The organism is Pseudomonas sp. R1-6 (genome assembly GCF_051132115.1).
Classification (GTDB): Bacteria; Pseudomonadota; Gammaproteobacteria; order Pseudomonadales; family Pseudomonadaceae; genus Aquipseudomonas.
The window spans coordinates 1,027,572-1,054,241 of the sequence record NZ_CP071662.1 but is presented as its reverse complement, the minus strand read 5'-3'; the positions used below and the strand labels follow the sequence as shown (position 1 = coordinate 1,054,241).

Annotated in this window: 26 protein-coding genes and 1 tRNA gene; 7 read left to right on the top strand and 20 right to left on the bottom strand. The window is 60.7% G+C overall.

What is annotated here, in order from left to right; all coding sequences use genetic code 11:
- Nucleotides 1–2 precede the first annotated feature (2 nt).
- From hscA to trmJ, 8 genes are all read right to left on the bottom strand, one after another.
- Nucleotides 3–1,865 carry a Fe-S protein assembly chaperone HscA gene (gene hscA / locus J3P81_RS04910; RefSeq protein ID WP_434562429.1) on the bottom strand — a complete coding sequence of 621 codons (1,863 nt, stop codon included), beginning with the start codon at nt 1,863–1,865 and terminating at the stop codon, nt 3–5.
- A 50-nt stretch (nt 1,866–1,915) separates the two neighbouring features.
- Nucleotides 1,916–2,437 (bottom strand): co-chaperone HscB, encoded by a 522-nt coding sequence (gene hscB / locus J3P81_RS04905; RefSeq protein WP_420764150.1) that lies wholly within the window; start codon nt 2,435–2,437, stop codon nt 1,916–1,918.
- Nucleotides 2,438–2,445: 8 nt separating this feature from the next.
- Nucleotides 2,446–2,769 (bottom strand): iron-sulfur cluster assembly protein IscA, encoded by a 324-nt coding sequence (gene iscA / locus J3P81_RS04900; protein ID WP_420764149.1) that lies wholly within the window; start codon nt 2,767–2,769, stop codon nt 2,446–2,448.
- Nucleotides 2,770–2,793: 24 nt separating this feature from the next.
- The gene (iscU, locus tag J3P81_RS04895) at nt 2,794–3,180 is read right to left on the bottom strand and encodes a Fe-S cluster assembly scaffold IscU (protein ID WP_003185157.1); all 387 of its coding nucleotides are present in this window, start codon (nt 3,178–3,180) and stop codon (nt 2,794–2,796) included.
- A gap of 43 nt (nt 3,181–3,223) precedes the next feature.
- Nucleotides 3,224–4,438, bottom strand: a complete 1,215-nt coding sequence (locus J3P81_RS04890; RefSeq protein WP_030139598.1) for an IscS subfamily cysteine desulfurase — start codon at nt 4,436–4,438, stop codon at nt 3,224–3,226.
- 50 nt (nt 4,439–4,488) lie between these two features.
- Nucleotides 4,489–4,980, bottom strand: coding sequence for a Fe-S cluster assembly transcriptional regulator IscR (gene iscR / locus J3P81_RS04885; protein ID WP_030139599.1), 492 nt, complete (start codon nt 4,978–4,980; stop codon nt 4,489–4,491).
- A 241-nt stretch (nt 4,981–5,221) separates the two neighbouring features.
- A complete protein-coding gene (gene cysE / locus J3P81_RS04880; RefSeq protein ID WP_434562427.1) occupies nt 5,222–5,998 on the bottom strand; it encodes a serine O-acetyltransferase in 777 nt (258 codons plus the stop codon).
- Nucleotide 5,999: 1 nt separating this feature from the next.
- The gene (gene trmJ / locus J3P81_RS04875; RefSeq protein ID WP_420764147.1) at nt 6,000–6,770 is read right to left on the bottom strand and encodes a tRNA (cytosine(32)/uridine(32)-2'-O)-methyltransferase TrmJ; all 771 of its coding nucleotides are present in this window, start codon (nt 6,768–6,770) and stop codon (nt 6,000–6,002) included.
- Between the two features lie 144 nt (nt 6,771–6,914).
- On the opposite strand from trmJ, the gene suhB reads away from it, so the two are divergent.
- Nucleotides 6,915–7,733 carry a type III secretion system regulator SuhB gene (suhB, locus tag J3P81_RS04870; RefSeq protein WP_039592127.1) on the top strand — a complete coding sequence of 273 codons (819 nt, stop codon included), beginning with the start codon at nt 6,915–6,917 and terminating at the stop codon, nt 7,731–7,733.
- A gap of 312 nt (nt 7,734–8,045) precedes the next feature.
- Here the strand turns inward: suhB and J3P81_RS04865 are convergent, their stop codons facing one another.
- The 6 genes from J3P81_RS04865 to queA form a co-directional block, all read right to left on the bottom strand.
- Entirely contained in the window at nt 8,046–8,594 is a 549-nt protein-coding gene (locus J3P81_RS04865; protein WP_014336691.1) for a glycine zipper 2TM domain-containing protein, read from the bottom strand.
- Between the two features lie 117 nt (nt 8,595–8,711).
- Nucleotides 8,712–9,626 (bottom strand): protein translocase subunit SecF, encoded by a 915-nt coding sequence (gene secF / locus J3P81_RS04860; RefSeq protein ID WP_420764145.1) that lies wholly within the window; start codon nt 9,624–9,626, stop codon nt 8,712–8,714.
- A gap of 9 nt (nt 9,627–9,635) precedes the next feature.
- A complete protein-coding gene (gene secD, locus J3P81_RS04855; RefSeq protein WP_420764144.1) occupies nt 9,636–11,504 on the bottom strand; it encodes a protein translocase subunit SecD in 1,869 nt (622 codons plus the stop codon).
- A 63-nt stretch (nt 11,505–11,567) separates the two neighbouring features.
- Nucleotides 11,568–11,903, bottom strand: coding sequence for a preprotein translocase subunit YajC (yajC, locus tag J3P81_RS04850; RefSeq protein ID WP_007956696.1), 336 nt, complete (start codon nt 11,901–11,903; stop codon nt 11,568–11,570).
- A 43-nt stretch (nt 11,904–11,946) separates the two neighbouring features.
- Nucleotides 11,947–13,062 carry a tRNA guanosine(34) transglycosylase Tgt gene (gene tgt / locus J3P81_RS04845; protein ID WP_161951757.1) on the bottom strand — a complete coding sequence of 372 codons (1,116 nt, stop codon included), beginning with the start codon at nt 13,060–13,062 and terminating at the stop codon, nt 11,947–11,949.
- A gap of 14 nt (nt 13,063–13,076) precedes the next feature.
- Nucleotides 13,077–14,126, bottom strand: a complete 1,050-nt coding sequence (gene queA / locus J3P81_RS04840) for a tRNA preQ1(34) S-adenosylmethionine ribosyltransferase-isomerase QueA (protein WP_025211994.1) — start codon at nt 14,124–14,126, stop codon at nt 13,077–13,079.
- Between the two features lie 108 nt (nt 14,127–14,234).
- On the opposite strand from queA, the gene J3P81_RS04835 reads away from it, so the two are divergent.
- A tRNA-Leu gene (locus tag J3P81_RS04835) sits at nt 14,235–14,319 on the top strand.
- 349 nt (nt 14,320–14,668) lie between these two features.
- Nucleotides 14,669–14,998, top strand: a complete 330-nt coding sequence (locus tag J3P81_RS04830) for a hypothetical protein (protein ID WP_434562425.1) — start codon at nt 14,669–14,671, stop codon at nt 14,996–14,998.
- Between the two features lie 169 nt (nt 14,999–15,167).
- Here J3P81_RS04830 and J3P81_RS04825 read toward each other — a convergent pair whose 3' ends face one another.
- A complete protein-coding gene (locus tag J3P81_RS04825) occupies nt 15,168–16,325 on the bottom strand; it encodes a trans-sulfuration enzyme family protein (RefSeq protein WP_434562423.1) in 1,158 nt (385 codons plus the stop codon).
- Between the two features lie 44 nt (nt 16,326–16,369).
- Between J3P81_RS04825 and J3P81_RS04820 the strand changes: the two genes are divergently transcribed.
- Both J3P81_RS04820 and J3P81_RS04815 read left to right on the top strand, forming a co-directional pair.
- Nucleotides 16,370–16,717 (top strand): AraC family ligand binding domain-containing protein, encoded by a 348-nt coding sequence (locus tag J3P81_RS04820; protein ID WP_434562421.1) that lies wholly within the window; start codon nt 16,370–16,372, stop codon nt 16,715–16,717.
- The gene (locus tag J3P81_RS04815; RefSeq protein WP_434562419.1) at nt 16,702–17,178 is read left to right on the top strand and encodes a helix-turn-helix domain-containing protein; all 477 of its coding nucleotides are present in this window, start codon (nt 16,702–16,704) and stop codon (nt 17,176–17,178) included. The genes J3P81_RS04820 and J3P81_RS04815 overlap by 16 nt, the downstream gene beginning before the upstream one ends.
- A gap of 143 nt (nt 17,179–17,321) precedes the next feature.
- Here J3P81_RS04815 and J3P81_RS04810 read toward each other — a convergent pair whose 3' ends face one another.
- Nucleotides 17,322–17,681, bottom strand: a complete 360-nt coding sequence (locus J3P81_RS04810; RefSeq protein ID WP_434562417.1) for a DUF6124 family protein — start codon at nt 17,679–17,681, stop codon at nt 17,322–17,324.
- A gap of 504 nt (nt 17,682–18,185) precedes the next feature.
- Complete coding sequence (locus J3P81_RS04805; protein WP_434562415.1) at nt 18,186–18,902, bottom strand: hypothetical protein; 717 nt, start codon at nt 18,900–18,902, stop codon at nt 18,186–18,188.
- 152 nt (nt 18,903–19,054) lie between these two features.
- Between J3P81_RS04805 and J3P81_RS04800 the strand changes: the two genes are divergently transcribed.
- Nucleotides 19,055–19,552, top strand: coding sequence for a hypothetical protein (locus J3P81_RS04800; RefSeq protein ID WP_434562413.1), 498 nt, complete (start codon nt 19,055–19,057; stop codon nt 19,550–19,552).
- 191 nt (nt 19,553–19,743) lie between these two features.
- Nucleotides 19,744–20,829, top strand: coding sequence for a diguanylate cyclase domain-containing protein (locus J3P81_RS04795; protein WP_434562411.1), 1,086 nt, complete (start codon nt 19,744–19,746; stop codon nt 20,827–20,829).
- Here J3P81_RS04795 and J3P81_RS04790 read toward each other — a convergent pair.
- Genes J3P81_RS04790 through J3P81_RS04780 form a run of 3 tightly spaced genes read right to left on the bottom strand, consistent with a single transcriptional unit; the run spans nt 20,813 to nt 26,392 of the window.
- On the bottom strand, nt 20,813–23,164 hold the full coding sequence (locus J3P81_RS04790; protein WP_434562409.1) for a TonB-dependent receptor: 2,352 nt from the start codon (nt 23,162–23,164) through the stop codon (nt 20,813–20,815). The genes J3P81_RS04795 and J3P81_RS04790 overlap by 17 nt on opposite strands.
- Nucleotide 23,165: 1 nt before the next feature.
- Nucleotides 23,166–25,556: a 7TM-DISM domain-containing protein gene (locus J3P81_RS04785; RefSeq protein WP_434562407.1), complete on the bottom strand. Its 2,391-nt coding sequence runs from the start codon at nt 25,554–25,556 to the stop codon at nt 23,166–23,168.
- Entirely contained in the window at nt 25,556–26,392 is an 837-nt protein-coding gene (locus tag J3P81_RS04780; protein ID WP_420764124.1) for a response regulator transcription factor, read from the bottom strand. Before J3P81_RS04780 ends, J3P81_RS04785 begins: the two co-directional genes overlap by 1 nt.
- Nucleotides 26,393–26,670 lie beyond the last annotated feature (278 nt).

Below are 26,670 nucleotides of genomic sequence, written 5' to 3'. Positions count from 1 at the left end.
AGTTATTCCTCGATTTCATTCAGGTTGCGCCCCGCCAGGGCGGCTTTCACCGTCGAGTCCAGGCGGCGGGCAGCAAAGGCATCGGTGACTTGCGACAGACGCTTGGTCTGCTGCTCGATGGCATAACCATCGGTGCCCTTGAGCAATTCGGACAATTCCTGCACTTGCAGCTCGATGACCATGCGTTCCTCGGCGTCGAGCAAACGGTCGCCATCCGCTTCAAGGGCCGCTTGCACGGCTTCGATCAGACGCTGGCCGTCGACTTGCTGTTCACGCAACACACGGGCGACCTTGTCGTCGCTGGCGTGCTGGAACGAGTCCTTGAGCATCTTGGCGATTTCACCGTCGGTCAGGCCATAGGACGGCTTGACCTGGATGCTCGCCTCCACGCCCGAACCCAACTCGCGGGCGGAGACGTTGAGCAGACCGTCGGCGTCGACCTGGAAGGTCACCCGGATCTTCGCTGCACCGGCAACCATGGCCGGGATGCCGCGCAATTCGAAGCGGGCCAAGGAACGGCAGTCGCTGATCAGCTCACGCTCGCCTTGCAGCACGTGGATCATCATGGCCGACTGGCCGTCTTTATAAGTGGTGAAGTCCTGGGCGCGGGCAACCGGGATGGTGGTGTTGCGCGGAATTACCTTCTCCATCAGGCCACCCATGGTTTCCAGCCCCAGGGACAGCGGGATTACGTCGAGCAACAGCAGCTCGCCACCGTCGCGCTTGTTGCCGGCCAGGGTGTCGGCCTGGATCGCGGCGCCGATGGCGACTACCTGGTCCGGGTCGATTTCGGTCAGCGGCTGGCGGCCGAAGGCCTCGGCAACGGCTTCACGAACCCGCGGCACTCGGGTCGAACCACCGACCATGACCACCGCTTTCACATCCTCAAGCTCCACGCCGGAATCACGCACGGCACGGCGGCAGGCCTTGAGGCTGCGGGCAACCATGGGTTCGATCAGTGCGTTGAAGGCTTCGCGGGTAAGGGCGGCGCTCCAGTCGCCATAAGCGACTTCAACGGAGGCAGCGTCGGTCAAGGCTTCCTTGGCCGCGCAGGCGGTTTGCAGCAGATGGCGCTGGGCACCTGGGTCGAGGTCGGCAGAGAGGCCGGCCTGCTCGATGATCCAGCCAGCGATCGCGTGGTCGAAATCGTCGCCGCCCAGGGCGCTGTCGCCACCGGTAGCGAGGACTTCGAAGACACCGCCGGTCAGGCGCAGGATCGAAATATCGAAAGTACCGCCACCCAGGTCGTAAATCGCGACCAGGCCTTCGGCGTGCTGGTCCAGGCCGTAGGCAACGGCAGCGGCGGTCGGCTCATTGAGCAGGCGCAACACGTTGAGGCCGGCGAGCTTGGCGGCGTCCTTGGTGGCTTGGCGCTGAGCGTCGTCGAAATACGCCGGGACGGTAATCACTGCGCCCACCAGCTCGCCACCCAACGCCGCTTCGGCGCGCTGACGCAGGACTTTGAGGATGTCGGCGGACACTTCTACCGGGCTTTTCGGCCCCTGCACGGTCTCGATGAACGGCATGTGGGACTCGCCGCCAACGAAGCGGTACGGCAGCTGCTCGCCCAATTGCTTGACGTCGGACAGACCACGACCCATCAAGCGCTTGACCGACACAATGGTGTTCAGGGGATCGCTGGCGGCGGCCAGCCTGGCCGAATCGCCTACTTCGACGCGATCGGCGTGGTAGCGCACGGCGGACGGCAGGATGACCCGCCCCTGCTCGTCGGCCAGCGGTTCGGAAAGACCGCTGCGCAAGGCAGCGACCAGGGAATTGGTGGTACCCAAGTCGATCCCGACAGCCAGGCGACGCTGGTGCGGTTGTGGACTTTGGCCGGGTTCGGCGATCTGCAGTAGGGCCATCGTAATCAGGACTTATCTGTAATCAGGCGTGCGACCGGAGCGGCACTGGGTTAATCGTCGAGGCGCTCTTCTAACTGGCGCACTTCGTGGGTGAGCTTGTCGAGGAACTGCATGCGCCGCATCAGGCGCTCGGCCTGTTCGCGTTGCGCGGCATCGTTCCAGCAGGCTGCGAAGTCTTCGTTCAGTTCTTGCTGGGCGTCTTTCAAGCGACGCTTGAATACCGCGACACCGGCCAGATCCGCGCTGTCCTGCAGGTCTTCGAGCTCTTCGCGCCATTGCATCTGCTGCAAAAGAAACTCGGGATCATGGACCGTGACCTCCAGCGGCAACTCATGGCCGCTGATAGCCAGCAGGTAGCGCGCGCGCTTGGCCGGGTTCTTGAGCGTCTGGTAAGCCTCGTTGAGGTTCGCCGACTGTTCGAGCGCCCGCCGCTGCTCCGCCTCGGAGGCATCGGCAAAGCGGTCGGGATGAACACCACGGGCCAGTTCCAGGTAACGCGCGGACAACTGATCGAGGTCCAGCTGGAAAGCAGGCTGCAACTGGAACAACGCAAAATGACAAGGAGTACCCACGAGCAGCCTCAGATGTTGAAGCTTTCGCCGCAGCCACACTCACCGCGCACGTTGGGGTTGTTGAACTTGAAGCCTTCGTTCAACCCTTCCTTGACGAAATCCAGCTCGGTGCCGTCCAGGTACGTCAGGCTCTTCGGGTCAATGATCACTTTCTGACCATGACTTTCGAATACCTGGTCCTCTTCGCCCACTTCGTCGACGAATTCCAGCACGTAGGCGAGGCCAGAGCAGCCCGTGGTGCGAACACCCAGCCGGATACCCTCGCCTTTGCCGCGCCCTGCAAGAGAACGCTGCACATGCTTAGCTGCTGCTTCTGTCATCTGGATAGCCATGGAAACTCCTTACCGTAACGCGGATCAGATCAAGCCTTTTTTCTGCTTGTAGTCGCGAACGGCGGCCTTGATGGCGTCTTCAGCGAGTACCGAGCAGTGGATCTTCACTGGCGGCAGGGCCAGTTCTTCGGCCAGCTGGGTGTTCTTGATGGTTTCGGCTTCGTCGAGGGTCTTGCCCTTCATCCACTCAGTAGCCAGGGAGCTGGACGCGATGGCCGAGCCGCAGCCATAGGTCTTGAACTTGGCATCTTCGATGATGCCTTGCTCGTTGACCTTGATCTGCAGGCGCATCACGTCGCCGCACGCCGGGGCACCGACCATGCCGGTGCCGACGTCAGGATCCTGCGCGTCCATCTTGCCGACGTTGCGCGGGTTCTCGTAGTGGTCGATGACCTTTTCGCTATATGCCATTTGCTTCAATCCTCATCAGTGGAGCCGCTCTGGTGGCGACTTCTCAGTGCGCTGCCCATTCGATTTTCGAAATGTCGACGCCGTCTTTGTACATGTCCCACAGCGGCGACAGTGCGCGCAGCTTGGTCACTGCCTCGCAGACTTTCTGCGCGGCATAATCGATTTCTTCTTCGGTGGTGAAGCGGCCGAAGGTGAAGCGGATGGAGCTGTGGGCCAGTTCGTCGTTGCGGCCCAGGGCGCGCAGTACGTACGAAGGCTCCAGCGACGCCGAGGTGCACGCCGAACCGGACGACACGGCCAGATCCTTGAGCGCCATGATCAGCGACTCACCTTCAACGTAGTTGAAGCTCAGGTTCAGGTTGTGCGGGACGCGGGCGGTCATGCTGCCATTGACGTACAGCTCTTCGAGGTGCTCGACCTGCTTGAAGAAACGATCGCTCAAGGCCTTGATGCGCACGTTTTCGGCAGCCATGTCTTCCTTGGCAACTCGGAACGCTTCGCCCATGCCGACGATCTGGTGGGTCGCCAGGGTACCGGAACGCATGCCGCGCTCGTGACCACCGCCGTGCATGGTCGCTTCGAGGCGAACACGCGGCTTGCGGCTGACGTACAGGGCGCCGATGCCTTTAGGACCGTAGGTCTTGTGGGCCGAGAACGACATCAGGTCGACTTTCAGCTTCGACAGGTCGATGTCGACCTTGCCAGTGGATTGCGCCGCGTCGACGTGGAACAGGACGCCCTTGGAACGGGTCAGCTCGCCGATGGCGGCGATGTCGTTGACGGTGCCGATTTCGTTGTTCACGTGCATGATCGAAACCAGGATGGTGTCGTCGCGCAGGGCGGCTTCGACCATGGCCGGGGTGATCAGGCCGTCTTCACCAGGCTCGATGTAGGTGACTTCGAAGCCTTCACGCTCCAGTTGACGCGTGGTGTCCAGGACAGCCTTGTGCTCGATCTTGGAGGTGATCAAGTGCTTGCCCTTGGTGTGGTAGAAATGCGCGACACCCTTGATTGCCAGGTTGTCGGATTCGGTGGCACCGGAGGTCCAGACGATCTCGCGCGGGTCGGCGTTGACCAGGTCGGCGACCTGGCGACGAGCGTTTTCGACCGATTCTTCGGCTTTCCAGCCAAACACGTGGGAGCGCGAAGCCGGGTTACCGAAGTTTCCGTCGACCAGCAGGCATTCACTCATCTTTTGCGCGACACGCGGATCAACCGGGGTGGTCGCAGAGTAATCAAGGTAAATCGGCAATTTCATGGACTCTCTCCTAAATCAGGCTGGCTGGCGTTCCGCTTGCTCTGCGGCGGTCATTCGACGGCGGACGCTTCGATCTTGTCCAGGTGCGGCGCCTTGCCATTGCAACGGCGCTGGTCCTGACGCTGGGCGACTTCTTGCACCTCACGGCGAGTTACAAGGTCGGCCAAGCTGATACCGCTCAGAAACTCGTGGATCTGCAGGCTCAAGTCACACCACAGATGGTGGGTCAGGCATGTATCGCCGCCATGGCAATCGCCCAGCCCCTGGCATTTGGTCGCATCGACCGATTCGTTCACGGCATCGATCACCTGGGCGACCTGGATGCCTTGCATCTCGCGTGACAGCTGGTAGCCGCCACCGGGACCACGAACGCTGGAAACCAGGTTGCTGCGGCGCAGCTTGGCGAACAGCTGTTCGAGGTAAGACAGGGAGATGCCCTGGCGCTCGGAGATATCGGCCAGGGACACCGGCCCGTGCTGCGCATGCAATGCCAGATCCAGCATTGCGGTCACGGCGTATCGGCCTTTTGTAGTCAGTCGCATGGACAATTACCACGGAGTTCGGAATGGGGGCGAGTATGCAATTCCCGAGTATTTAAGTCAAGTATAAGACCTAGTGCTTTACTCGGGATTACCCGCAAAAGAGCGCGCGCATGATAGCAAAGGTAGGCGGCTAACGACCAGCTATACCGCGTTACCGTTCTCCGCGAACAGGCTCGCTCCCACAGGAGATCACCGCTGTAGGCGTGGGAGCGAGCCTGCTCGCGATGAGGCCAGCAGGGTTTCAGCCAGCCTGGGTCTCATCCTTGTCCTTCACACACGCGAAGTCTTCTTCGCGCAGCTCAGGCAGGTCCTTGGCACAATAATTACTGCCCAGGTCCTTGAGGGCTCCGCACATCCCCTCCAGGCGTCCATCGACGGCCTGCAAATGGTCCAGCAGCTGGTTGATGGCACGGGCGACCGGGTCAGGCATGTCTTCGCCGACACCGTAGGCGTCGAAGCCGATCTTTTCGGCCATGGCTTTGCGCCGTGCGTCCTGCTCTTCATCCGATTTGACGATGATCCGCCCCGGAATACCCACCACGGTCGCGCCAGGCGGCACGGCCTTGGTAACCACGGCGTTGGAACCGACCTTCGCCCCCGCCCCTACCGTGAACGGCCCGAGCACCTTGGCGCCGGCACCGACGACGACGCCGTCCTCCAGCGTTGGGTGGCGCTTGCCTTTGTTCCAGCTGGTGCCGCCGAGGGTCACACCCTGGTACAGCGTCACGTCGTCGCCGATCTCGGCGGTCTCGCCAATGACGATGCCCATGCCATGATCGATGAAGAACCGGCGACCGACCTTGGCGCCCGGATGGATCTCGATCCCGGTCAGCCAGCGGCCGAAGTTCGAGACCAGCCGCGCCAGCCATTTCCAGCCCATGTTCCACAAGGCGCCGGACAGGCGATGGATCCAGATGGCGTGCATCCCCGGGTAGCAGGTCAACACTTCAAAGGCATTGCGCGCCGCCGGGTCACGATGAAAGACGCTCTGGATATCTTCACGCAAACGTTCGAACATTTTATTCCTTCCGCTTAATCAGCTCGCCACGGGCCGCTTTCTGGGTTTCCGTGAGGATGCCGCGCAATATATTCATTTCCGCCCGGCTCACCGAGCTTCGTCCGTACAACCGACGCAGGCGCGCCATCAAGTGTCGAGGCTTGTCCGGGTCGAGGAATTCGATGGCCACCAGGGTTTGTTCCAGGTGCTCATAGAATCGCTCCAGTTCGTCCATGGTCGCCAGTGTCTCACTGCGCGGCGACGTCGCCTCGAATTTTTCCACCTTGCTGGGCTGGCCTTCGGCTTGCAGCCAGGCCATGCGCACTTCATAGCTCAACACCTGCACCGCCGCCCCAAGGTTCAGCGAGCTGAATCCAGGGTCGGAAGGGATATGCACGTGATAATGACATCGCTGCAGTTCTTCGTTGGTGAGGCCGGAATCTTCTCGGCCGAACACCAAAGCGATCTGCACGCCCTGCCCCGCCTCCTCGACCACTTTGGTGCCGCATTCGCGGGGATCGAGCAGCGGCCACGGGATACGGCGATCGCGGGCGCTGGTGCCGAGCACCAGGTTGCAACCCACCAGGGCGTCTTCCAACGTGGCGACGACCTCGGCGTTGGCCAGGATGTCGTTGGCGCCGGATGCCCGGGCATCGGCTTCGTGATGGGGAAACGAACGGGGCTCGACCAGCACCAGCCGCGACAGGCCCATGTTCTTCATGGCCCGCGCAGCTCCGCCGATATTTCCCGGATGGCTGGTATTGACCAGGACGACACGAATGTTCTGCAACAAGGGAGGCGCTCTCGAACACATAAAAGGGAGCAAATCTTACCTAAGCACCTACCGTTAAGCTATGAAAGCGAACACCAACCTTCTCCTGAGAAAACTTTCTGATAGAATGCGCGGCTTTCTTTAACAACCTTAGGTGACACATCCATGCAGCCCATGCTGAATATCGCGCTGCGCGCCGCCCGCAGCGCCAGTGAACTGATCTTCCGCTCCATCGAGCGCCTGGATACCATCAAGGTCGATGAAAAAGACGCCAAGGACTACGTGTCCGAGGTCGATCGCGCCGCCGAACAGAAAATCGTCGACGCCCTGCGCAAGGCTTACCCGAACCACTCTATCCGCGGTGAAGAGACCGGCATGCACGCCGGTACCGGCATCGAAGGCGAAGAGTACCTGTGGATCATCGATCCGCTGGACGGCACCACCAACTTCCTGCGCGGCATCCCCCACTTCGCTGTCAGCATCGCCTGCAAATACCGTGGCCGCCTGGAACACGCCGTCGTGCTGGACCCGGTTCGCCAGGAAGAATTCACCGCCAGCCGTGGCCGTGGCGCCCAGTTGAACGGTCGTCGCCTGCGCGTCAGCGGCCGCACCAGCCTGGACGGCGCCCTGCTGGGTACCGGCTTCCCGTTCCGTGACGACCAGATGGACAACCTGGACAACTACCTGGGCATGTTCCGTGCCCTGGTCGGCCAGACCGCCGGCATCCGCCGCGCCGGTGCCGCCAGCCTGGACCTCGCTTATGTCGCGGCCGGTCGTTTCGATGCGTTCTGGGAGTCGGGCCTGTCAGAGTGGGACATGGCAGCAGGCGCTCTGCTGATCCAGGAAGCGGGTGGCTTGGTGAGCGACTTCACTGGCGGCCATGACTTCCTTGAAAAAGGCCACATCGTTGCTGGCAACACCAAATGCTTCAAGGCTGTGCTGACGGCGATCCAGCCACACCTGCCGGCCTCGCTGAAGCGCTAAGCCGCTTGGCTCAAGAGAAGCACCCTTCGGGGTGCTTTTTTTTGCCTGTTCAAACCACTCTGTTCAGATGTGAACACTCCGTGGCGAGGGAGCTTGCTCCCGCTCGGCCGGGCTGGCGCTCCAGTGCGCAGCGACCGCAAGATCTTGGGCCTGCTGCGCAGCCCAGCGGGAGCAAGCTCCCTCGCCACAGGTTTATCTGGAATATGAATATAGCTTTCGCGAGCAGGCTCGCTCTCACAGAGGATCTGGGATGGGCATAAAATGTGGGCATGAAAAAAGCACCCCAAAGGGTGCTTTTTCATAGCGGTTGGATCACTGGGCCGGTTCGTTCTGGCCCAGGATCAGTTGGCCTTCCTTGCTAACCGGGATCTGGTTGCCCGGGTCGCGGTCCATGCGGACCTTGCCTTCCTTGCCGTCGAGCATGTAGCGGACGTCGTAGCCGACCACCTTGTCGCTGATGTCATTGACCGTGTTGCAGCGAGTTTGGGTGGTAGTGTACGTGTCGCGTTCTTGCATGCCTTCCTGGATCTTGTTACCGGCATAACCACCGCCGGCCGCACCCGCCACCGTGGCGATTTTCTTGCCGGTGCCGCCGCCGATCTGGTTGCCCAACAGGCCACCGGCCACAGCACCGAGCACGGTGCCAGCGATCTGGTGTTGGTCCTGGACGGGCTTCTGCCGAGTCACGGTGACGTCCTTGCACACTTCACGCGGAGTCTTGATCTGGGTCTTGACCGGTTCCACGGCCAGTACTTGCGCGTACTCAGGGCCACTTTTTACCAAGCTGTAGGTGGCGACCGCACCACCGGCTGTTACACCGACAGCACCCAATACCGCACCAACCAGCATCGATTTGTTCACTTGAACCTCCTGACCATCACAAGCGGAATAATCCGCGCTTCTCCCAGCCTTGGAGCATAAAAAAAGGCGCGAGTTCAACTCGCGCCTTCTCAGCGGTGACGGACGGAAAACCGAGCCTTACGGGCGGTCGTCCACCTCGGTCTCCGTAGCGGCCGGAGGAATCAGATCCTCGGTGCTCAGGTTCAGCCAGATCAACACCACGTTGGCGATGTAGATCGAGGAGTAGGTACCCGCCATCACACCGATGAACAACGCGATGGAGAAACCGAACAGGTTGTCGCCACCAAAGAACAGCAGCGCGGCAATCGCCAACAAGGTGGAGATCGACGTCGCCATGGTCCGCAACAGGGTCTGGGTGGTCGAGATGTTGATATTTTCGACCAAGGACGCCTTGCGCAGTACACGGAAGTTCTCACGCACCCGGTCGAACACCACGATGGTGTCGTTGAGCGAGTAACCGATGATCGCCAGCACTGCCGCCAGCACCGTCAAGTCGAAGGTGATCTGGAAGAACGACAGGATGCCCACGGTCACGATCACGTCGTGGATCAGCGAGACAATGGCGCCTACCGCGAACTTCCACTGGAAGCGGAAAGCCAGGTAGAGCATCACGCCGCCCAACGCCAACAGCATGCCGAGGCCGCCCTGGTCGCGCAGTTCTTCACCCACTTGCGGGCCGACGAACTCGACGCGCTTGACCACCGCCGGGTTGTCGCCACCGGCCTTCTGCAAGGCATCCGCTACGCGCTGGCCCAGTTGCGGGTCTTCACCCGGCATGCGCACCAGCAAATCAGTGGTGGCGCCAAAGCTCTGCACCACGGCGTCGCTGTAGCCCGAGGTCGCCAGCTGCTCACGCACCTTGGTGACATCGGCCGGACGTTCGTAGGTCAGCTCAATGAGCGTACCGCCGGTGAAGTCCAAGCCGTAGTTCAGGCCCTTGGTGGCCCAGCTGAACAACGCCAGGGCCGTAAGGAACAATGTGACGCCGAACGCAATGTTGCGGACGCCCATGAAGTTGATTGTACGTAACATGTCAGCCCCTTAAATCCACAACTTCTTGACGTCACGGCCACCATAAATCAGGTTGACCATTGCACGGGTTACCAGAATGGCTGTGAACATCGAGGTAAAGATCCCGAGGGACATGGTCACTGCGAAGCCTTTGACCGGGCCGGTGCCCATGGCAAAGAGAATCCCGCCGACCAGCAACGTGGTCAGGTTGGAGTCGATAATCGCAGTGAATGCGCGGCCGAAGCCTTCGTTGATTGCCCGCTGGATCGACATGCCCGCGGCGATCTCTTCACGTATCCGCGAGAAGATCAGCACGTTGGCGTCCACCGCCATGCCCATGGTCAAGACGATACCGGCGATACCCGGCAGGGTCAGCGTGGCGCCCAGCAAGGACATCAGGGCCAGCAGCAGCACCATGTTCACCGCCAGCGCAACCGTGGCGATCAAGCCGAAGAAGCGGTAGATGGCGATGATGAACAGCGACACGAACAGCATGCCCCACAGGGATGCATCGACACCCTTGGTGATGTTGTCGGCGCCCAGGCTCGGGCCGATGGTGCGTTCTTCAGCGAAGTACATCGGCGCGGCCAGGCCACCGGCACGCAGCAGCAGGGCCAGTTCCGAGGACTCGCCCTGGCCGTTCAGGCCGGTGATGCGGAATTGGCTGCCCAGCGGCGACTGGATGGTCGCCAGGCTGATGATCTTCTTCTCTTCCTTGAAGGTCTGGACCGGTACGTCTTTCTCGACACCGTTGACCACTTGCTTGGTGTAGGTGGTGGTCGGCTTCTGCTCGATGAAGATCACCGCCATGCTGCGACCGACGTTGCTGCGCGTGGCGCGGCTCATCAGTTCGCCGCCGTGGCCGTCGAGGCGAATGTTCACCTGCGGACGACCTTGCTCGTCGAAGCCCGCCTGGGCATCGGTCACCTGGTCACCGGTGATGATCAGGCCACGCTCGATCTGCGCCGCCGGACGACCGCCCTCACGGAACTCGAAGCTCTCGGAAGTGGCCTTGGATGCACCCGGCTCAGCGGCCAGGCGGAATTCCAGGTTGGCGGTCTTGCCGAGGATACGCTTGGCTTCGGCCGTGTCCTGCACGCCCGGCAGCTCGACCACGATGCGGTTGGCGCCCTGGCGCTGCACTATCGGCTCAGCCACACCCAGCTCGTTGACGCGGTTACGGACCGTGGTCAAGTTCTGCTTGATGGAGTATTCGCGGATTTCCGCCAGCTTGGCCGGGGTCATCGCCAGACGCAGCACCGGTTGGCCATTGAGGTCGGCCGGCACAATGTCGAAATCGTTGAAATTCTTGCGGACCAGCGCACGGGCCTGTTCGCGGGTATCTTCATCACTGAAGCCCAGCTGAATGGCACCTTCGAACTGCGGCAGGCTGCGATAGCGCACGCGCTCTTTGCGCAACAGGCTCTTGACGTCGCCTTCGTAGACTTTCAGGCGTGCGTCGAGGGCCTTTTCCATGTCCACTTCCAGCAGGAAGTGCACACCACCGGACAAGTCCAGGCCCAGCTTCATTGGGTGGGCGCCGAGATTGCGCAGCCATTGTGGGGTGGTCTGGGCCAAGTTCAGGGCTACAACGTAATCGTCGCCCAACGCCTTGCGCACCACGTCCTTGGCCGGCAACTGGTCTTCAGACTTGACCAGGCGCAACAGGCCGCCCTTGCCGTTTTCGGCGATGGACGCAGCCTTGACCTCGATATTGGACGCCTTGAGCGCAGCGCTCGCGCGGTCCAGATCGGCCTGGGTGACCTGCAGCGCAGTGCTTGCGCCACTGACCTGAATGGCCGGGTCATCCGGGTAAAGATTGGGAGCGGAATAAATCAGACCGACCGCCAGCACCGCCAGGATCAGTAGGTATTTCCACAGAGGGTATTTGTTCAGCATCACGCCGCCCGCTTATGACGCGGGGCGCCTTGCGCGCCCCGTCGATTGAAGAGAAGTTGTTACTTAGATCGCTTTCAGCGTGCCTTTTGGCAGCGTGGCCGCGATGGCGCCCTTCTGGAACTTCATTTCAACCGTGTCGGACACTTCCAGTACCACGAAGTCATCGGCCACTTTGGTGATCTTGCCGGCGATGCCGCCGGTGGTGACCACTTCATCACCTTTTTGCAGGCTGCTGAGCAGGTTCTTCTGCTCTTTGGCGCGCTTGGCCTGTGGACGCCAAATCATCAGGTAGAAGATGACCAGGAAGCCGACCAGGAAAATCCACTCGAAACCGCCACCCATTGGCGCAGCTGCAGGTGCAGCGGCATCGGCCATGGCGTTAGAGATAAAAAAGCTCATTTAGCACTCCAGTTGCAAGTATTGAATCTAGGGATCGGAAAACTCAGTCCAAAGGCGGAACAGGCAACCCGCGCTTGGCATAGAAGGCCTCGACAAAGGCGGCCAATGTACCCTGTTGGATAGCCTCGCGCAAACCAGCCATAAGCACCTGATAATGGCGCAAATTGTGGATGGTATTGAGCATGCTGCCGAGCATTTCGCCGCACTTGTCCAAATGATGCAGATAAGCGCGGGAGAAGTTCTGGCAGGTATAGCAATCGCACGTCGGATCCAGCGGCGAATCATCATGGCGATGGAACGCGTTACGGATCTTCAGCACACCGGTGTCGATGAACAGATGCCCATTGCGGGCATTACGGGTTGGCATCACGCAATCGAACATGTCCACCCCGCGGCGCACACCCTCAACCAGATCTTCCGGTTTGCCAACGCCCATAAGGTAACGAGGTTTGTCAGCGGGCATTTCCCCCGGCAGGTAATCGAGCACCTTGATCATCTCGTGCTTCGGTTCACCCACCGACAGACCGCCAATCGCCAGGCCGTCGAAGCCGATCTTGTCCAGGCCTTCCAGCGAGCGCATGCGCAGGTCGCGGTGCATGCCGCCCTGGACGATGCCGAACAGCGCCGCGGTGTTTTCGCCGTGGGCATTCTTCGAACGCTGGGCCCAGCGCAACGATAGCTCCATGGACACCCGCGCCACGTCTTCATCGGCCGGGTACGGCGTGCATTCGTCGAAGATCATCACGATGTCCGAGCCCAAGTCGCGCTGCACCTGCATCGACTCTTCCGGCCCCATGAACACCTTGGAACCGTCCACCGGAGAAGCGAAGGTCACGCCCTCCTCTTTGATCTTGCGCATCGCGCCCAAGCTGAACACCTGGAAACCGCCAGAGTCGGTCAGAATCGGGCCTTTCCATTGCATGAAATCGTGCAGGTCGCCGTGGGCCTTGATCACTTCCATGCCCGGGCGCAGCCACAGGTGGAAGGTGTTGCCGAGAATGATCTCCGCGCCAATCGCCTCGATGTCACGCGGCAGCATGCCCTTGACCGTGCCGTAGGTGCCCACCGGCATGAATGCCGGGGTTTCCACGGTACCGCGGGGGAAGGTCAGGCGTCCGCGGCGAGCCTTGCCATCGGTGGCAAGCAACTCGAAGGACATGCGACAGGTGCGACTCATACGGTTTCCTCGGGCCCGCGTGGCGCGGGGTTACGGGTGATGAACATCGCATCACCGTAGCTGAAAAAGCGGTACCCATGCTCGACGGCGGCCTTGTAGGCGGCCATGGCTTCGGGGTAACCGGCGAAGGCCGAAACCAGCATCAACAGCGTGGATTCGGGCAAATGAAAGTTGGTGACCAGGGCATCGACCACATGAAACGGCCGGCCCGGGTAGATAAAGATATCGGTGTCGCCACTGAACGGCTTGAGCACGCCATCGCGCGCAGCGCTCTCCAGAGACCGCACGCTGGTGGTCCCCACCGCCACCACCCGCCCACCGCGCGCGCGACAGGCCGCCACGGCATCGACCACTTCCTGGCTCACTTCGAGCCATTCGTTGTGCATGTGGTGGTCTTCGATGCGCTCCACGCGCACCGGCTGGAACGTGCCGGCGCCGACGTGCAGCGTCACGAACGCCGTCTCCACGCCCTTGGCCGCAATCGCCTCCAGCAACGGCTGATCAAAATGCAGCCCCGCCGTCGGCGCCGCCACCGCCCCCAGGCGCTCGGCGTATACGGTCTGATAGCGCTCGCGGTCCGAACCTTCGTCCGGGCGGTCTATATAAGGAGGCAACGGCATGTGCCCGACACGGTCGAGCAGCGGCAACACCTCTTCGGCAAATTCCAGCTCGAACAACGCATCGTGCCGCGCCACCATCACCGCCTCACCGCCGCCGTCGATCAAAATCGACGAGCCCGGCTTGGGCGACTTGCTCGACCGCACATGGGCCAGCACGCGATGACTGTCCAGCACCCGCTCCACCAGAATCTCCAGCTTGCCACCGGAGGCCTTCTGGCCGAACAACCGCGCCGGAATCACCCGGGTATTGTTGAACACCATCAAATCGCCCGGACGCAAATGCTCGAGCAAATCAGTGAATTGACGGTGAGCCATGGCACCGCTGACCCCGTCCAGGGTCAACAGTCGACTGGCGCGCCGCTCGGCCAGCGGGTGGCGAGCGATCAGCGAATCCGGGAGTTCGAAGGTAAAGTCAGCAACACGCATGATGGGGTTCGTCTAGCAGGGCCGGAAAGTCTAGCGGAAATATTAAAAATTCACCATGAAACGTGATTGACCAACGGTAGGCACCTCTCTATACTTCGCCGCCATTGAGCCCTGATGGCGGAATTGGTAGACGCGGCGGATTCAAAATCCGTTTTCGAAAGGAGTGGGAGTTCGAGTCTCCCTCGGGGCACCATCTTAAAGAAAGACCTTGAAATTCAAGGTCTTTTTTTTCGTCTGCAAGAAAGTGGTTTGGCCCATGATCGATGCGAAATCTCACCCAGGGCGCCCGCTGTTGTGGCGAGGGGATTTATCCCCGCTGGGCTGCAAAGCAGCCCCAAATACCAGCCCAGTGGCGAGAAAGAACCCTGCAATAAGGAAGACAGGAAACAGGGAAAAACCCGTGGCGAGGGAGCTTGCTCCCGCTTGAGCGCAAAGCGCTCACAAAATAGTCACTCCCCCACACCGATACTCCGACTAGCACTCGCCAAGCCATGAACCTTCACCCCCACCCCTCCTCACCCAGTCACAAAGGATTTCACCCCATGGAATTGCTGCTGGAAACGGTCGCTCTTTACTCCCTCAAGCTGGCTTATGAGACGGAAGGCCACAGCCCGATCCTGCGGGATGATCCGTTGATGGGGGATTGTGATCGGGAGGTTTTTGGGTTGTTGGTGCGGCGGGGCGATGTGGCCGGGATTCAGGGCGAAATCAGTCGATGCCTGGATTTGGCGTTGGGGGCGATTGGTGGGGTGGATACAGTGCTGGGCCGAGAGCTGCACCGTTTGGCTACGGATTTCAGCTCAGCGCAAAAGATAGACGACCTTCACGGTCCGCTCATCGCGCTTAACGCTTATGTGAAAGATATTGTATAAACCCCAGCGCTCGTTCCCACGCTCCGCGTGGTAACGCATCCGGCGGATGGTGAGCAACCTGGCAATGCTCTTCTGGATCTCCGCTGCGATTGTGAGCGCGCTCGCTCGTGGGGCTTGCGGGCTCTGTGAGCCAGGACTGTCAGACCTTTCAAAAGAAGCGTTTTCCGGCTCATCCCTCCATCCGATCAAACGCCTGGGCCAGATCCGCACACAGATCCGGCGCATGCTCGAGCCCAATGTGTAAACGAACCAGCCGCCCCTCGTCAGGGAGCGTCTTGATCGAGCGCAGTTCGTGTGAAATGGCGGGCATGACCAAACTTTCATACCCGCCCCAACTGGTGCCTAGGCCAAACAATTTCAACGCGTTGATGAAGCGTTCAAATGCGGCTTCATTGCAAGGTTGCAGTTCGAAGGTAAAGGGCCCGGCGCCACCGGAAAACTGTCTTTTCCAGAGGGCGTGCCCGGGATCGGAGGCCAATACTGGAAACATCACGCGTTTGACCTTCGAATGTGCACTTAACCATTTAGCCACTTCGATTGCACTGGCTTGATGCCGGGGCATGCGCACGGCGAGTGTTCTCAATCCGCGCAGGGTGAGCCAGCACGCATCCGGGGAGGCATGCGAGCCGTGGCGGTCACACCATTTGCGCGTCGTGTCCAACGTTGAGTAAGCGCCGGTCACCAGGCCGAGAATGACGTCTGAGTGGCCGTTGATGAACTTGGTAGCCGCATGAATCGAAATATCGATCCCCAGCGCATGGGCGTTGAAGTACATCGGTGAGCCCCACGTTGAGTCGCAGGCAACCGGTATGCCCCGTTCACGGGCCGCCGCGCACACTTGCGTGATGTCCAGCATCTGCATCGTCAACGATGAAGGCACTTCGATGAAGACTAGGCTCGTCTTGTCGTCGATCAGTTGGCCGACTTCGGCGCTGTCGTTGAAGAAGCTGATCTTCGTGCCAAGTGCTGTCAGCGATTGCTCGCAAAATACTCGGGTCGGACCATACACGCCGTTGTAGACCAGGATATGTTTTCCCGGTCCCGCATGTGCGCCTAACACTGCGGCGATAGCGCTCAAACCGCTGGAGGTGGCGATGCAGGTTTCGGCATTTTCAAGACGTGCCATGGCCTCTTGTAACTCAAACGTGGTGACCGTGCCCGAGCGCCCATAACGTGACGATTCGAAAACCCTGCCCTGGTACGAATGCCGATATTCCTCCAGGGTTTCAAACACTACTGTTGAGGCGCGTACCAAGGGTGGGTTCACCGCATGAACCGCTGCGGCGCTGGTGCGGCCCAGGTGAACAAGAGCAGAGTCACGGTGCATGATGGCCTCGATTCGAGTGGTCAGAGTCCTATAGTATGTTTGGCATGTCAGACTCCATCAGCCAAAAAATATCGCTGACGCGCCATCCCGAGCCCGCCGAGTTTCGCCTGTTAGCGAAGCGGCATGAGCGCGGCGCTGTGTTGCCTTCGCACGAGCACCAGACCGGGCAATTGGTGTTTGCGTTGCGCGGCACGATGTTGGTTGAAACACAGCAAAGTCGCTGGACGGTTCCACCGCAACGGGCGTTGTGGATACCGCCGCATCAACCCCATGCCATTCAAATCCTGTCGGATGTTGAGATGCGAACGGTGTATTTTCACCCGGCATTGTTCACCGAAGTCGCCGGCTTCGCGCGTTGCAACGAGTGCACGCGGTCGTGGCATCCAGCCTGATCAGGGAACTGGTACTGGGCTTGTTCGAACAGCCGCGCCAGGGTGAGATGCGCGAATTGATGGTGCAGTTATTACTGCATGCATTGGGTGAAGCGGCCTGCCTACCGACACACTTGCCGATGCCGACTAACGAGCGGCTGCGCGCGGCATTGATGGAGCTGATTTCAGGCAATCAGTGGCACTGGTCGATATCTGAAATTGCGTATCGTGCGGCCATGTCCGAACGCACCTTTACGCGGCGCTTTAGCGCGGAAGTGGGCTTGAACTATCGCACATGGCACCAACGGGCGCGCATCGTTGCCTCGCTGGATCTGCTGGCATCGAATCGGTCCGTCAAATGGGTTGCACATACTTTGCAGTTTGCGAGTGCAGCAGCCTATGTGGCGGCCTTTCGAAAAATAACAGGCAGTACGCCACGGGCCTTTCAGTCCACTCATTTAATGCAAAGCGCGCCTCAGTGATTCTTCGTTACATCATCGCCCAGATCAAAACGACTCTGGTCTTTCCACACACACTGCAGGTCTTAAGTGTGCTTTGATGCTCCCGTCAGGCGGCAGGAAAGGTCTGCTGCGCAAGACCTTTCCTGCCGAGGCGAACGCCTCGGCTACCTCACCTCAACAATATCCAACGCCCGATTCGCCAACAGCTCACTTACCTCAATCACCTGCAAAATCCCCAACGCAACACGTCGCCGCGATCCATCCAGATCAAACGCCAAGTCACTGATCATCGCGTTCGCCGAAGCCAAATTCTCACTGAGATTCGCCAGCAAACACTCAGAATCCACATTCGGATCAATCCGTAAAATGGAGTCGGTCTTGTCCGATGTTTCGCTCTTAGGCTTGGGTTTCAGATAACAATCCAACGCTCGCGTGGCAGCGTCGTCGATTTTCTTGTTGCGGGCAGACTGAGCACGGGAGACGTGTTCATCGGTAACTGGGGGGTTCGGTGTAATTTTGACCATGGTCCTAGCTCTCTTTTGGTTGAGGCTACGACCCGTTCGCGACTAAACGATTGGGAGGCAGCTATGCGCAGGTTAGTCGACCGACGAGCTAAGAAATCGGCGCGCCCGGAGGCGCCCTGCGCACAGCCACCATCGAGTGCAGGGATGGGGATACCTGACTGATGGACGCTTGAGCGACTTAGCAACGACGGGCGACTAAACCCGATCACTGATGAGCAGTGACAGATCCCAAACTACCGACGCAACCCCAGGCGCACAAGCCGGCGGATTCTGGCGTAGTTGTAGGCAAAGGCGCAAGGCGCTGTGGGCTGGCGGGGCTTCGTGGCGGTTTCTGTCGGGCTTTACTGACAGGGCTTCATTTGGCTGGGGTGAGCGGCTGGCCGATGGATGAAGAGGGGCTGCTGCGCAGCCCAGCGGGAGCAAGCTCCCTCGCCACGGGGTTCGGCGTTTAATCAACTGAGCAGCGTAATAAATAGATCTGTCCCCTTTCGGACACTTTAGTCTTTAAGGAGAGGGATAGGCCTCGTTAAACGCCGAAGCAAAATCTTCCGCCTTTGAAAAGAGCAGCATCTCAACGTCTCCTATCTCGACCTTGAGTTTTCGGGAGACGCTCATCAGTAAACCAATATAGGTCGAGTAGACATCGGTCGTTGCGATTCGAAGCCAACCCTGTTGCCGCGCCTGGCTCTTCAAGCGTGGCCAGCAGGCGTTAAGCTGCGTGTTTCGACCCGCCAAGTGCGGAAACCACCAGCGTTGCTCATCACCGTGAAGCATCTGAAGAACATTCAGGGAAAACGAAACCCGCGCATCGAAGATGGCATGCTCGTTTGGATTCGAGAACGCCGCCACCTTCGACCATGAGGCGATTCCCTTGTGATTTATCGGCACTTGGCCCTGCGACACGATCTGAACGTAGCCCTGCATCGTCGCAGGTGCATTTCTTTTGACACCGCCCCAAACTCGCACCGCGTAGTCCGCAAGTGCCATCCGTTGCTCGGGTGACGAACCCCATTGCAGGGAGGCATGCCGCTTCAGTGCGCACGTTTTTTCGTACCAGTTCGAGCCACCAATCTCCCATTCAAACGAATGCTGGACGAGCGCGATATCAAACTTCCAAGTGTAGATATGGGGAAGTCCTGGCAGGTGCTGTGTGGCGTAAGAAAGCAGCGTATTTTCGAGAGACTGCATAAAGGGAAACCAAGTATTGAACGAGGCCGCCATGTTAATTGACTCCGTTTCGTGCAGCTAACTCTCCGTGCCTGTCTGACCAGCAACCGCAGCCAAAACCAAGCCCTCAGCTAAATAATGGCACTAAGACATCAATCTCAGTATCCTGCCTTCACTTCAATCTGATCGATCAAGGACGAATCACCATGAAAGTTCCCGAGCTGTTTGATCTTGAGGCGCATGGGGCAGGCTGGTACCCCTGGGCAGAAATCAGTAATTGCTTCTGGCCCGGGGTCGGCAAGAAATCCACCGGTGTGGACCCCGTTCTCGCACAGATGGTTGCTGCGAAGGGCGTCTACTGCATTGCCTGGAGAGCGACCGGGAAGGCCTCTCCTGACAATCCAACCGTCCAATACATTGGGCAAACGAGCAGTTTCAAGTTTCGCATGGGCCAATTTGCCTGGTCCGCAGGGCTTTGGGGAGCCCGGGCTCGTGGCCATTCGGCTGGCTGGCGCTGGCATGAACAAAAAGAAGACCAATTGTCCATCGCGTTCTTTCCGCTGCGTAATTCAAACATCCCCAAACACATGTTGAATGGCTATCTGCATTGGTATGAGGCACTGGCCCTTGAAGCCCATCATCAGCGATGCAGCGCGTTGCCGTTCGTGAACGTTCCCCAGAATGGCATTGTTGTACTGGACTAATGAAACGTCGCGCGCAGCGACTCCCCTTAGCTTGATCGCTGCGCGCATCCTTACCTCCAAGAAAATCTTCCCCATCCATCCCCTCCCGCAAAGCCCCCATCCCCTCCAGCAAACACCCCACCGCCCCCCCACCTCAATAATCCCCCGCTTCACCCACCCCAAGCGCTACAACCGAGCACCGCGTCCCTCCCATGAACCTACACACCTTCATTCGCAGCTATTGCCTGAACTCCAGGCTCGCCACGAATGCCCTGACCCGCCTGCACAAATCGCTCTCTTCCCTGGTCCGCTACTTGGCCCTGCAAGGCTTCGATTCCAATACATGGCCCGCCACCCGCGACGAAGCCGCCCTGGACCGTCACCTCAACACCCTGTGCCCAGAGCTGGCCACCACCGTGTTCTGCCATGCCCGCGAAGGCATCATCCTCGTTGATCCCTTCGGCCGCGTCATCGCCGTGAACGAGGCCTTCACGCGGCTCACCGGTTATGGTCAGGAAGAGATTCAGGGCCATGAGCTGAACTCCCATCGCATGGTCCGTCGCCTCACCGCGTTTTACGCGCCGATGAAGAACGCGCTGGATTTCCACGGGCATTGGTCCGGTGAGATTCAGACCAACCATAAAGATGGCCGGGAGATGACGTCGAGGATCAGCATCAGTGCGGTGCATGACCGTCACGGCAATGTTCAGCACTACGTGGCGCTGTTCAGCGACATGACGCAGATGAAGCAGCGCTTGCAGCTGCTGGAACGGGATGCGCGGTATGACGCGCTCACGCAGTTGCCCAATCGGTTGTTGTTGGCCGAGCGGATGCGGCAGGCGTTGGGCAAGGCGCGGGTTCATCAGCAGAAGGTGGCGATTGCGTTTATCGACCTGGATGGGTTCAAGGCGCTGAACGACAGTTATGGGCATGACTGGGGGGATCGGGTGTTGCAGATTGTCGCGGCGCGGATCAATGCGACGTTGCGCGAGGGCGATACGTTGGCGCGGCTTGGGGGGGATGAGTTTGTGGCCGGGTTGGTGGGGCTACAGGAAGTGGAGGATTGCGAGCCGATGCTCAAGCGGATGCTGGCGGCGGCCAATGCGCCGATCCTGATTGGCGCGCAGACGGTGGAGATTGCCGCGAGTATCGGGGTGGCGTTTTTTCCGGAGCATGGGCTTGAGGTGGATGGGCTGATCAGCAAGGCGGATCAGGCCATGTACCTGTCGAAAAAGGCCGGCGGTAATCGCCTGGCGTTTTGTCCGACCCGCTGCCTTTCGGTCAATAACGAAACCTGACGGTGGTGCCGACGGTGCGTTCGCTGCCGGTCATGACGCCGTAGTCGCCGGCACCGAGCAGTGAGTAGACGGCGGTGATGTAGTTGCGATCGAACACGTTGCGCACCCAGCCTTCGACTTCCCAGGCGCGATCCTGGCTGCGCATGCCCAGGCGCAGGTTGGTGAGACCGTAGCTGGGTTGATAGCTGCCTTCGCCGCCTTCGAGGGTGCCGTAGTAACCGGTGCGGAAGCTGTAGTCGACGCCGCTGTAGAGTTCCAGGCCATAGGGCAGCGGGTGGGTGTGGTCGAGGCCGCTGCTCAGGTTCCATTCCGGCGCGTTGTAGAGGCGCTCGCCGCTGAGGTCGCAGGTCCATTGACCCGAGGCCGGTGGGCACGGGGCGTTGGGGAAGCTGCGGTAGCGCGCGTCGCTCCAGGCCACGCCCAGGCGCCCGGTGAGTTGGGAGGTGAGTTGCCACGCGGAATCGAATTCGATGCCGCGCAAGCGGACTTTGCCGACGTTGATCAGGTTGTCCCGCAGCGGCGGCGCGAACAGCGATGTCGGCGGGCTGTAGGTGAGCGCTTGGTAGTCATCGACGTCGGTCTGGTAGACGGCAAGATTGAGCAATGCGCGCTGATCCCAGAACTGCGTCTTCATGCCCACCTCCAGGGACGTGGCGCGTTCCGGCTCGAAGGTGGGCTCGGTGAACGGGCCGATCACGTCGAAGTTGATGCCGCCGGCCTTGTAGCCCCGCGACCAACTGACGTAGCCCATCACGGCATCGCTGAAGCGATAGCTCGCGCTGAGCAGGCCGGAGACGTTGTTTTCTTTTATGGAGTCTTCACGGTAATAAGTACCGCCGAGGGCGATGTCCCGCAGCAATTGCCCGCCCACCTGGAACACCGGGGGTAAGCCGTTCAGCGGGGCAAGGTTGCTGACGTCGCGGGAGATCCAGCCGTCCTTGCGCTCCTGGCTGTAGCGCAGGCCGCCGGTGAGTTCCAACGGGTCGATCGGACGCCAGGAAAGTTGACCGAACACCGCGCGGCTGTCGCCCTTCTGCTCGCCGTCATAACGCTGCCGAGCGCCATCGAGCAGCACGGAAGGCACCTGACTCGGATCGGTAAACGTGATGCCGAAGATTTTTTGCAGTGCCTCCAGTTGATCGCCAACGAACCAGGGCGCGGCGTCCGGGCCGAATTCGGCGTCGATCTGGCGGTCGAGCTGTTGGCGCAGGTAATAGAGCCCGGCGACATAATCGACGGACGAGCCGGCCGTGCCAGACAGCCGCCATTCCTGGCTGAACTGCCGATGGCCCAACTCGGTTTCGGATTGGGCCACCGCCAGCGCGGTGCTGTCACCGTCGCGGCCGGCGCGGTAGTCCCAGTCGCGGTAGGCGGTGATGCTGGTGAAGCGCATCGCCTCGTCCAAGTCCCAATTCAATTCCAGTGACACGCCGTTCTGCAGGGTTCGCGGGCGACCCGGCGCGTCGATGCGGTTCTCCCGTTGGTAAGGGTCGGGCTCCGCCAGCGGATAGCCAAGGAATTTGGCGCGCTTGCGGGTTTGCTCGCTGTAGTGATTGACCAACAGGACATTGCCGGCTTCGTTCTGCTCGGCGTAGTCGGCGATCAGGCGGGCGCTGAAGTCGCTGTTCGGCGTCCACAGCAACTGGCCGCGCAGGCCTTGGCTGTCGGCGTCGCCGAGGCGGCTGCCGTCGTGCAGGTTTTCCACGGCGCCCTCGCTGGAGCCGTCGAAGACATTGAGCCGCCCGGCGAGAACGCCGTCTTGCAGCGGCCCGGAGACGGTGCCGCGATATTCCCGCAGACCGCGCTCGGCGTAACTGGCTTCGAGGTTGGCTTCGGGCTGGAAAGTCGGCTGGCGCGTGACGATGTTCAGCGCGCCCGCGGTGGTGTTCTTGCCGAACAAGGTGCCTTGCGGCCCGCGCAACACTTCGATGCGTTCGATGTCCATCAACTCGGTGAAGGCCATGCCCTGACGTGCCTGGTAAACGCCATCGACGTAGGTGCCGACGCTGCCTTCCAGACCATCGTTGTAGGCGGTCGCGCCGAAGCCGCGCAGGCCGAAACCGGCATAACGGGCATCGTGGCCGGACACCACCAGGCCCGGCACCCGTTGTTGAATGTCTTGCAGACGATGCAGGCCGGCTTCGTCCAGCTGATCGCCGTAGAGGACGTTGATCGGGATCGGCACGTCTTGCGGGTCTTCTTCGCGGCGGCGAGCGGTGACGGTGGTTGCGTCGAGCGTGAGGGCGCCGGGCGTCTCCGGCGCGGCATTCACCGACGCCCAGGGCAACGCGCAAAGGCTGCCGAGCAAGAGCAGCCGGTAACCCAGCCCCGGCATCCTAGAACTCCCGAGCCATTACGCGATGCACCACCGTGTCCGGGCAAACCAGCGTCTTGATCCGCGCCAGCAATTCGCGGCTGTCGGCGGGCTTGAGCAGTACCGCGTCGAAGGCCAGGTCTTGTGGGAAACTCTCCGGCCTGTGTGGCGGGACCGCTGAGTACAGCATCACCGGTAGATCATGCTCACGGGCACGCACGTGTCGCAGCAGTTCCCAACCGTCCATCCCAGGCATCATCTGATCGCTGATCAGCAGGTCGATTGGCTGTTCCGCCAGGCAAGCCAAGGCATCTCCGCCGCTCGCCGCCATGCTCACATCGAAACCGTAACCGGCCAGCAGGTCATAGAGCCATTCGCTGTTTTGTTCGATGTCGTCCACCAGCAACACGTGTTTGCCCTGGCCATCGAGCGGCGTGATGTTGTTATCGACGATGCCGTTTTCCAGGTCATCTTCTTGGGCGCATTTGAGTTGCAGGCGAAAACTGAAGTGGCTGCCCTGCCCCGTGGCCTGGGGTTCGAGACGGCTGCCCATGCGTTCCAGCAATTGGGTGACGATGGACAGCCCCAGCCCGCTGCCTTCGTAGCGTTGGGCGTTGCGGCCACGGCGGAACGGTTGCAGCAGTTGTTCGAATTCTTGCGGGTCGATGCCGATGCCGGTGTCGATCACGCTGAAGCGCAGCTCCACGGTGTCGGCGGTTGCTCCCGGACAACAGCCCACTTCGAAACGGATCTGGCCGTTGCGGGTGAACTTCGCCGCGTTCGCCAGAAGGTTCATCAACACCTGCCGAAGCCGCTTGAAGTCGGCCTCCACCAGGGGCGGCAGATCCTGGGCCATTACCGCGTTAAAGCTGTTGCCCTGGCGCGCGGCGAGAAAGCCCGCCTCGTCGGCGATTTCCTGGAGAAAGCCGTACAGATAGCCCGGCGCGAGGGTCAGTTGCATCTGCTCCAGCTCGCCCTGGGAGAACTCGAGCATCTCGTCGATCAGCTCCAGTTGTTGACGGGCGTTGCGCTCGATCGTCGCCGGGTAGTCGCGATTCGGCCCGCCGTGTAGCAGGCGCGCATAGTCGATGATGCGCACCAGTGGCGAGCGCAGGTCGTGGCTGATCCGCGCCATCAATGCGCTGCGAGCCGCGAGGGAGTCGCGCAACTGCGAGGTGCGCAGGGCCACGGTGCTTTCCAGGCGCTCGTGCTCTGCCTGGCGCTGCTGTTCGAGGGTCGACAGCGCGTGCTTTTCCCGGTTGCGGCTGCGGGCCACTTCCATGATCAAGGTGCACACCAGCAACACCACGCCCGCCAAGGTGGAAGACAAGCTGTACTTGCTTTCCGGCGACTGCCAGGGCAATTGTTCCTGGGGGAAGAAAATCCGCATCAGCAGTTGCCCCACCAAGAGCCCGGGCACCAGCCATGCCATCCAGCTGTAGCTCAGCCGCCTGCGCCACGCCATGAATAACGTAGCGAACAACACGCCGTAGAAACTCATCAGGAAGACCTGAACGATCTGCGCGCCCTGGACCGCATCGATCTTCAACCACCAAAGTCGGCCGAAGACACAACCTAGCAGCGGCACCCAATAGCTCCAGCCGATGATCCTGGGCAGCTGGGACACCTGCAACAGTACGCGGAAGTACGCCAGGAACAGTACGAACGAGAGCGCGCTGGCGCAGGTCAGCAGCTCGCGCATCCAGCCCAGCGCCGACGGCCAGTAGATCAGGTAACCGTTGAGGATGCAGGTCAGCAGGATGTAGCTCAGTACCGCACCCGCGTTCACCATCAGCAGCCGGGAGCGCAGGATCCAGCCGACGATAAAGCCGAACGGCACGACCAGCAGGACAATGCCGAGGGAGAGCCCGTCGCTCAGGTACGTCTGTTGCTGACTGCGCAGCAGCGCCGGTTCGGACCACAGTTCCGGCTCCAGCAGCATCTGGAAGTTGCTCGCCACCCGGACGAACACCGTGGTGCTCTGCCCCGCCGCCAACGACACTGGGAACGCCGGCTGACGCGCCGCCGGTTGAGGCCATTCGGCCAGGGGATAGGCGCCGCCGCCGTGTGCCTCGTACCCCGGTTGGTAGACGCGGATGTCTTCCAGGCGCGGCGCCCCGACCACCAGCAAGCGCGAACACGCCGCATCGCTCGAATTGGTCAGCCGTAATTTCAACCAGAAGGCGGAGCGGCTGTAGCCCTGCGTCGGCCAGCTTGGGGTGGCGGCTTTGAACTGCGTGTCTGGCAGCCGAGCGACTTCTTCCAGGCTCAGGCGTGCCTGAGTGTCTTCGAGAATCCGCACGACGGACATCAGGTTCAGAGAGTCGGCGCGGCAGATATCCACAGGTGCCGCACGCAGCAGGCCTGTGGATAACAATGTAATGGTCAGCAATAGAAACTGAAGAAGCCGCATCAGGTGCGCCCGGCCGACTCGGTTTCAACGATGCCCAGGGTTTGCTGGCGAAACTGGCTGGGCGTCATGCCGATTCGCTGGCGGAAGGCCGTGGTGAAGTTGCAGGCGCTGCGAAAGCCCACCAGTTCGGCGACATCCTGCACGCTCATGGCGCTTTCGCACAGTAGATCCTGGCCGCGCCGCAATCGCGCGTCGCGAATATAGGCGAACACGGTCAGCCCGAGATGCTCGCGAAAAATGGCGGAGAGGCGTTTCTCATGGGTGCCGACTTTTTGCGCGAGCATGCCCAGGGACGGCATGTCGTCCAACTGGTTTTCTATCAGTCGCATGGCCGCGCGCAGCACGATTTCATCACCCTGCGGCTCCGGATCGGCCGGACTTTCCTGGACGGTTGGTGGTGCGCGCCAAGTCAGCTGCAGGTGGATCTTGATGCGCGCCAGCACTTCTTCGGGGGCGCAGGATTTGGGGATGTAGTCCACGGCGCCCACGGTCAGCCCTTCCAATCGTTCCAATGAGGTATTTGCAGAAGACAGGAACAGAATCGGGATATGCCGGGTGGCCGGTGCCTCGCGCAACAGCCTGCACAGGCTGAAGCCGTCCATTTGTGGCATGTGCACATCCAGGACGATCAGGTCCGGGCGCAGCGCAAGTGCCCGTTGATAGCCCTGATAGGCGTCGCTGGCCAGGGAAATGCGCCAGGGCTGGGCCTTCAAGAGGATGAGCGTGGCGCGGATGTCTTCGGGGATATCATCGATCAGCAGGATATGCGGCACGGGCTCGGACACCGCCGTGCCCTCCGCCGTCGCTGCCTGCCTTGCGTATCGTCCGTTGTCCATTCGCCAGGTCTCTTGTTGTGTTTAGCCAGCTCTCTGTCGCGAAACTGCCGGCGGAAGATCACCTATCGGGCCGGCAATAAATGGATATAACGGCAGGGCGGGCGAGAACTGAAGCTATCAAATTTTCAACAGACGATAAACGGTCACGCCGTTCGGGGTGGGATGTAGTTGGGGGGCATAGACATGTGGCGAGGGGATAAATCCCCTCGCCACAAACGAGATATGGTCGACTAACTGTGCCGAACTGCAGGGCCTGCTGCGCAGCCCAGCGGGAGCAA

Bases quoted from the DNA above. Each gene is read 5' to 3' on its own strand.
- hscA (WP_434562429.1), bottom strand. From the start codon at position 1,865: ATGGCCCTACTGCAGATCGCCGAACCCGGCCAAAGTCCACAACCGCAC.
- iscA (WP_420764149.1), bottom strand. From the start codon at position 2,769: ATGGCTATCCAGATGACAGAAGCAGCAGCTAAGCATGTGCAGCGTTCT.
- iscU (WP_003185157.1), bottom strand. From the start codon at position 3,180: ATGGCATATAGCGAAAAGGTCATCGACCACTACGAGAACCCGCGCAAC.
- J3P81_RS04890 (WP_030139598.1), bottom strand. From the start codon at position 4,438: ATGAAATTGCCGATTTACCTTGATTACTCTGCGACCACCCCGGTTGAT.
- iscR (WP_030139599.1), bottom strand. From the start codon at position 4,980: ATGCGACTGACTACAAAAGGCCGATACGCCGTGACCGCAATGCTGGAT.
- cysE (WP_434562427.1), bottom strand. From the start codon at position 5,998: ATGTTCGAACGTTTGCGTGAAGATATCCAGAGCGTCTTTCATCGTGAC.
- suhB (WP_039592127.1), top strand. From the start codon at position 6,915: ATGCAGCCCATGCTGAATATCGCGCTGCGCGCCGCCCGCAGCGCCAGT.
- secF (WP_420764145.1), bottom strand. From the start codon at position 9,626: ATGTTACGTACAATCAACTTCATGGGCGTCCGCAACATTGCGTTCGGC.
- secD (WP_420764144.1), bottom strand. From the start codon at position 11,504: ATGCTGAACAAATACCCTCTGTGGAAATACCTACTGATCCTGGCGGTG.
- yajC (WP_007956696.1), bottom strand. From the start codon at position 11,903: ATGAGCTTTTTTATCTCTAACGCCATGGCCGATGCCGCTGCACCTGCA.
- tgt (WP_161951757.1), bottom strand. From the start codon at position 13,062: ATGTCCTTCGAGTTGCTTGCCACCGATGGCAAGGCTCGCCGCGGACGC.
- queA (WP_025211994.1), bottom strand. From the start codon at position 14,126: ATGCGTGTTGCTGACTTTACCTTCGAACTCCCGGATTCGCTGATCGCT.
- J3P81_RS04830 (WP_434562425.1), top strand. From the start codon at position 14,669: ATGGAATTGCTGCTGGAAACGGTCGCTCTTTACTCCCTCAAGCTGGCT.
- J3P81_RS04825 (WP_434562423.1), bottom strand. From the start codon at position 16,325: ATGCACCGTGACTCTGCTCTTGTTCACCTGGGCCGCACCAGCGCCGCA.
- J3P81_RS04820 (WP_434562421.1), top strand. From the start codon at position 16,370: ATGTCAGACTCCATCAGCCAAAAAATATCGCTGACGCGCCATCCCGAG.
- J3P81_RS04810 (WP_434562417.1), bottom strand. From the start codon at position 17,681: ATGGTCAAAATTACACCGAACCCCCCAGTTACCGATGAACACGTCTCC.
- J3P81_RS04805 (WP_434562415.1), bottom strand. From the start codon at position 18,902: ATGGCGGCCTCGTTCAATACTTGGTTTCCCTTTATGCAGTCTCTCGAA.
- J3P81_RS04800 (WP_434562413.1), top strand. From the start codon at position 19,055: ATGAAAGTTCCCGAGCTGTTTGATCTTGAGGCGCATGGGGCAGGCTGG.
- J3P81_RS04795 (WP_434562411.1), top strand. From the start codon at position 19,744: ATGAACCTACACACCTTCATTCGCAGCTATTGCCTGAACTCCAGGCTC.
- J3P81_RS04790 (WP_434562409.1), bottom strand. From the start codon at position 23,164: ATGCCGGGGCTGGGTTACCGGCTGCTCTTGCTCGGCAGCCTTTGCGCG.
- J3P81_RS04785 (WP_434562407.1), bottom strand. From the start codon at position 25,556: ATGCGGCTTCTTCAGTTTCTATTGCTGACCATTACATTGTTATCCACA.
- J3P81_RS04780 (WP_420764124.1), bottom strand. From the start codon at position 26,392: ATGGACAACGGACGATACGCAAGGCAGGCAGCGACGGCGGAGGGCACG.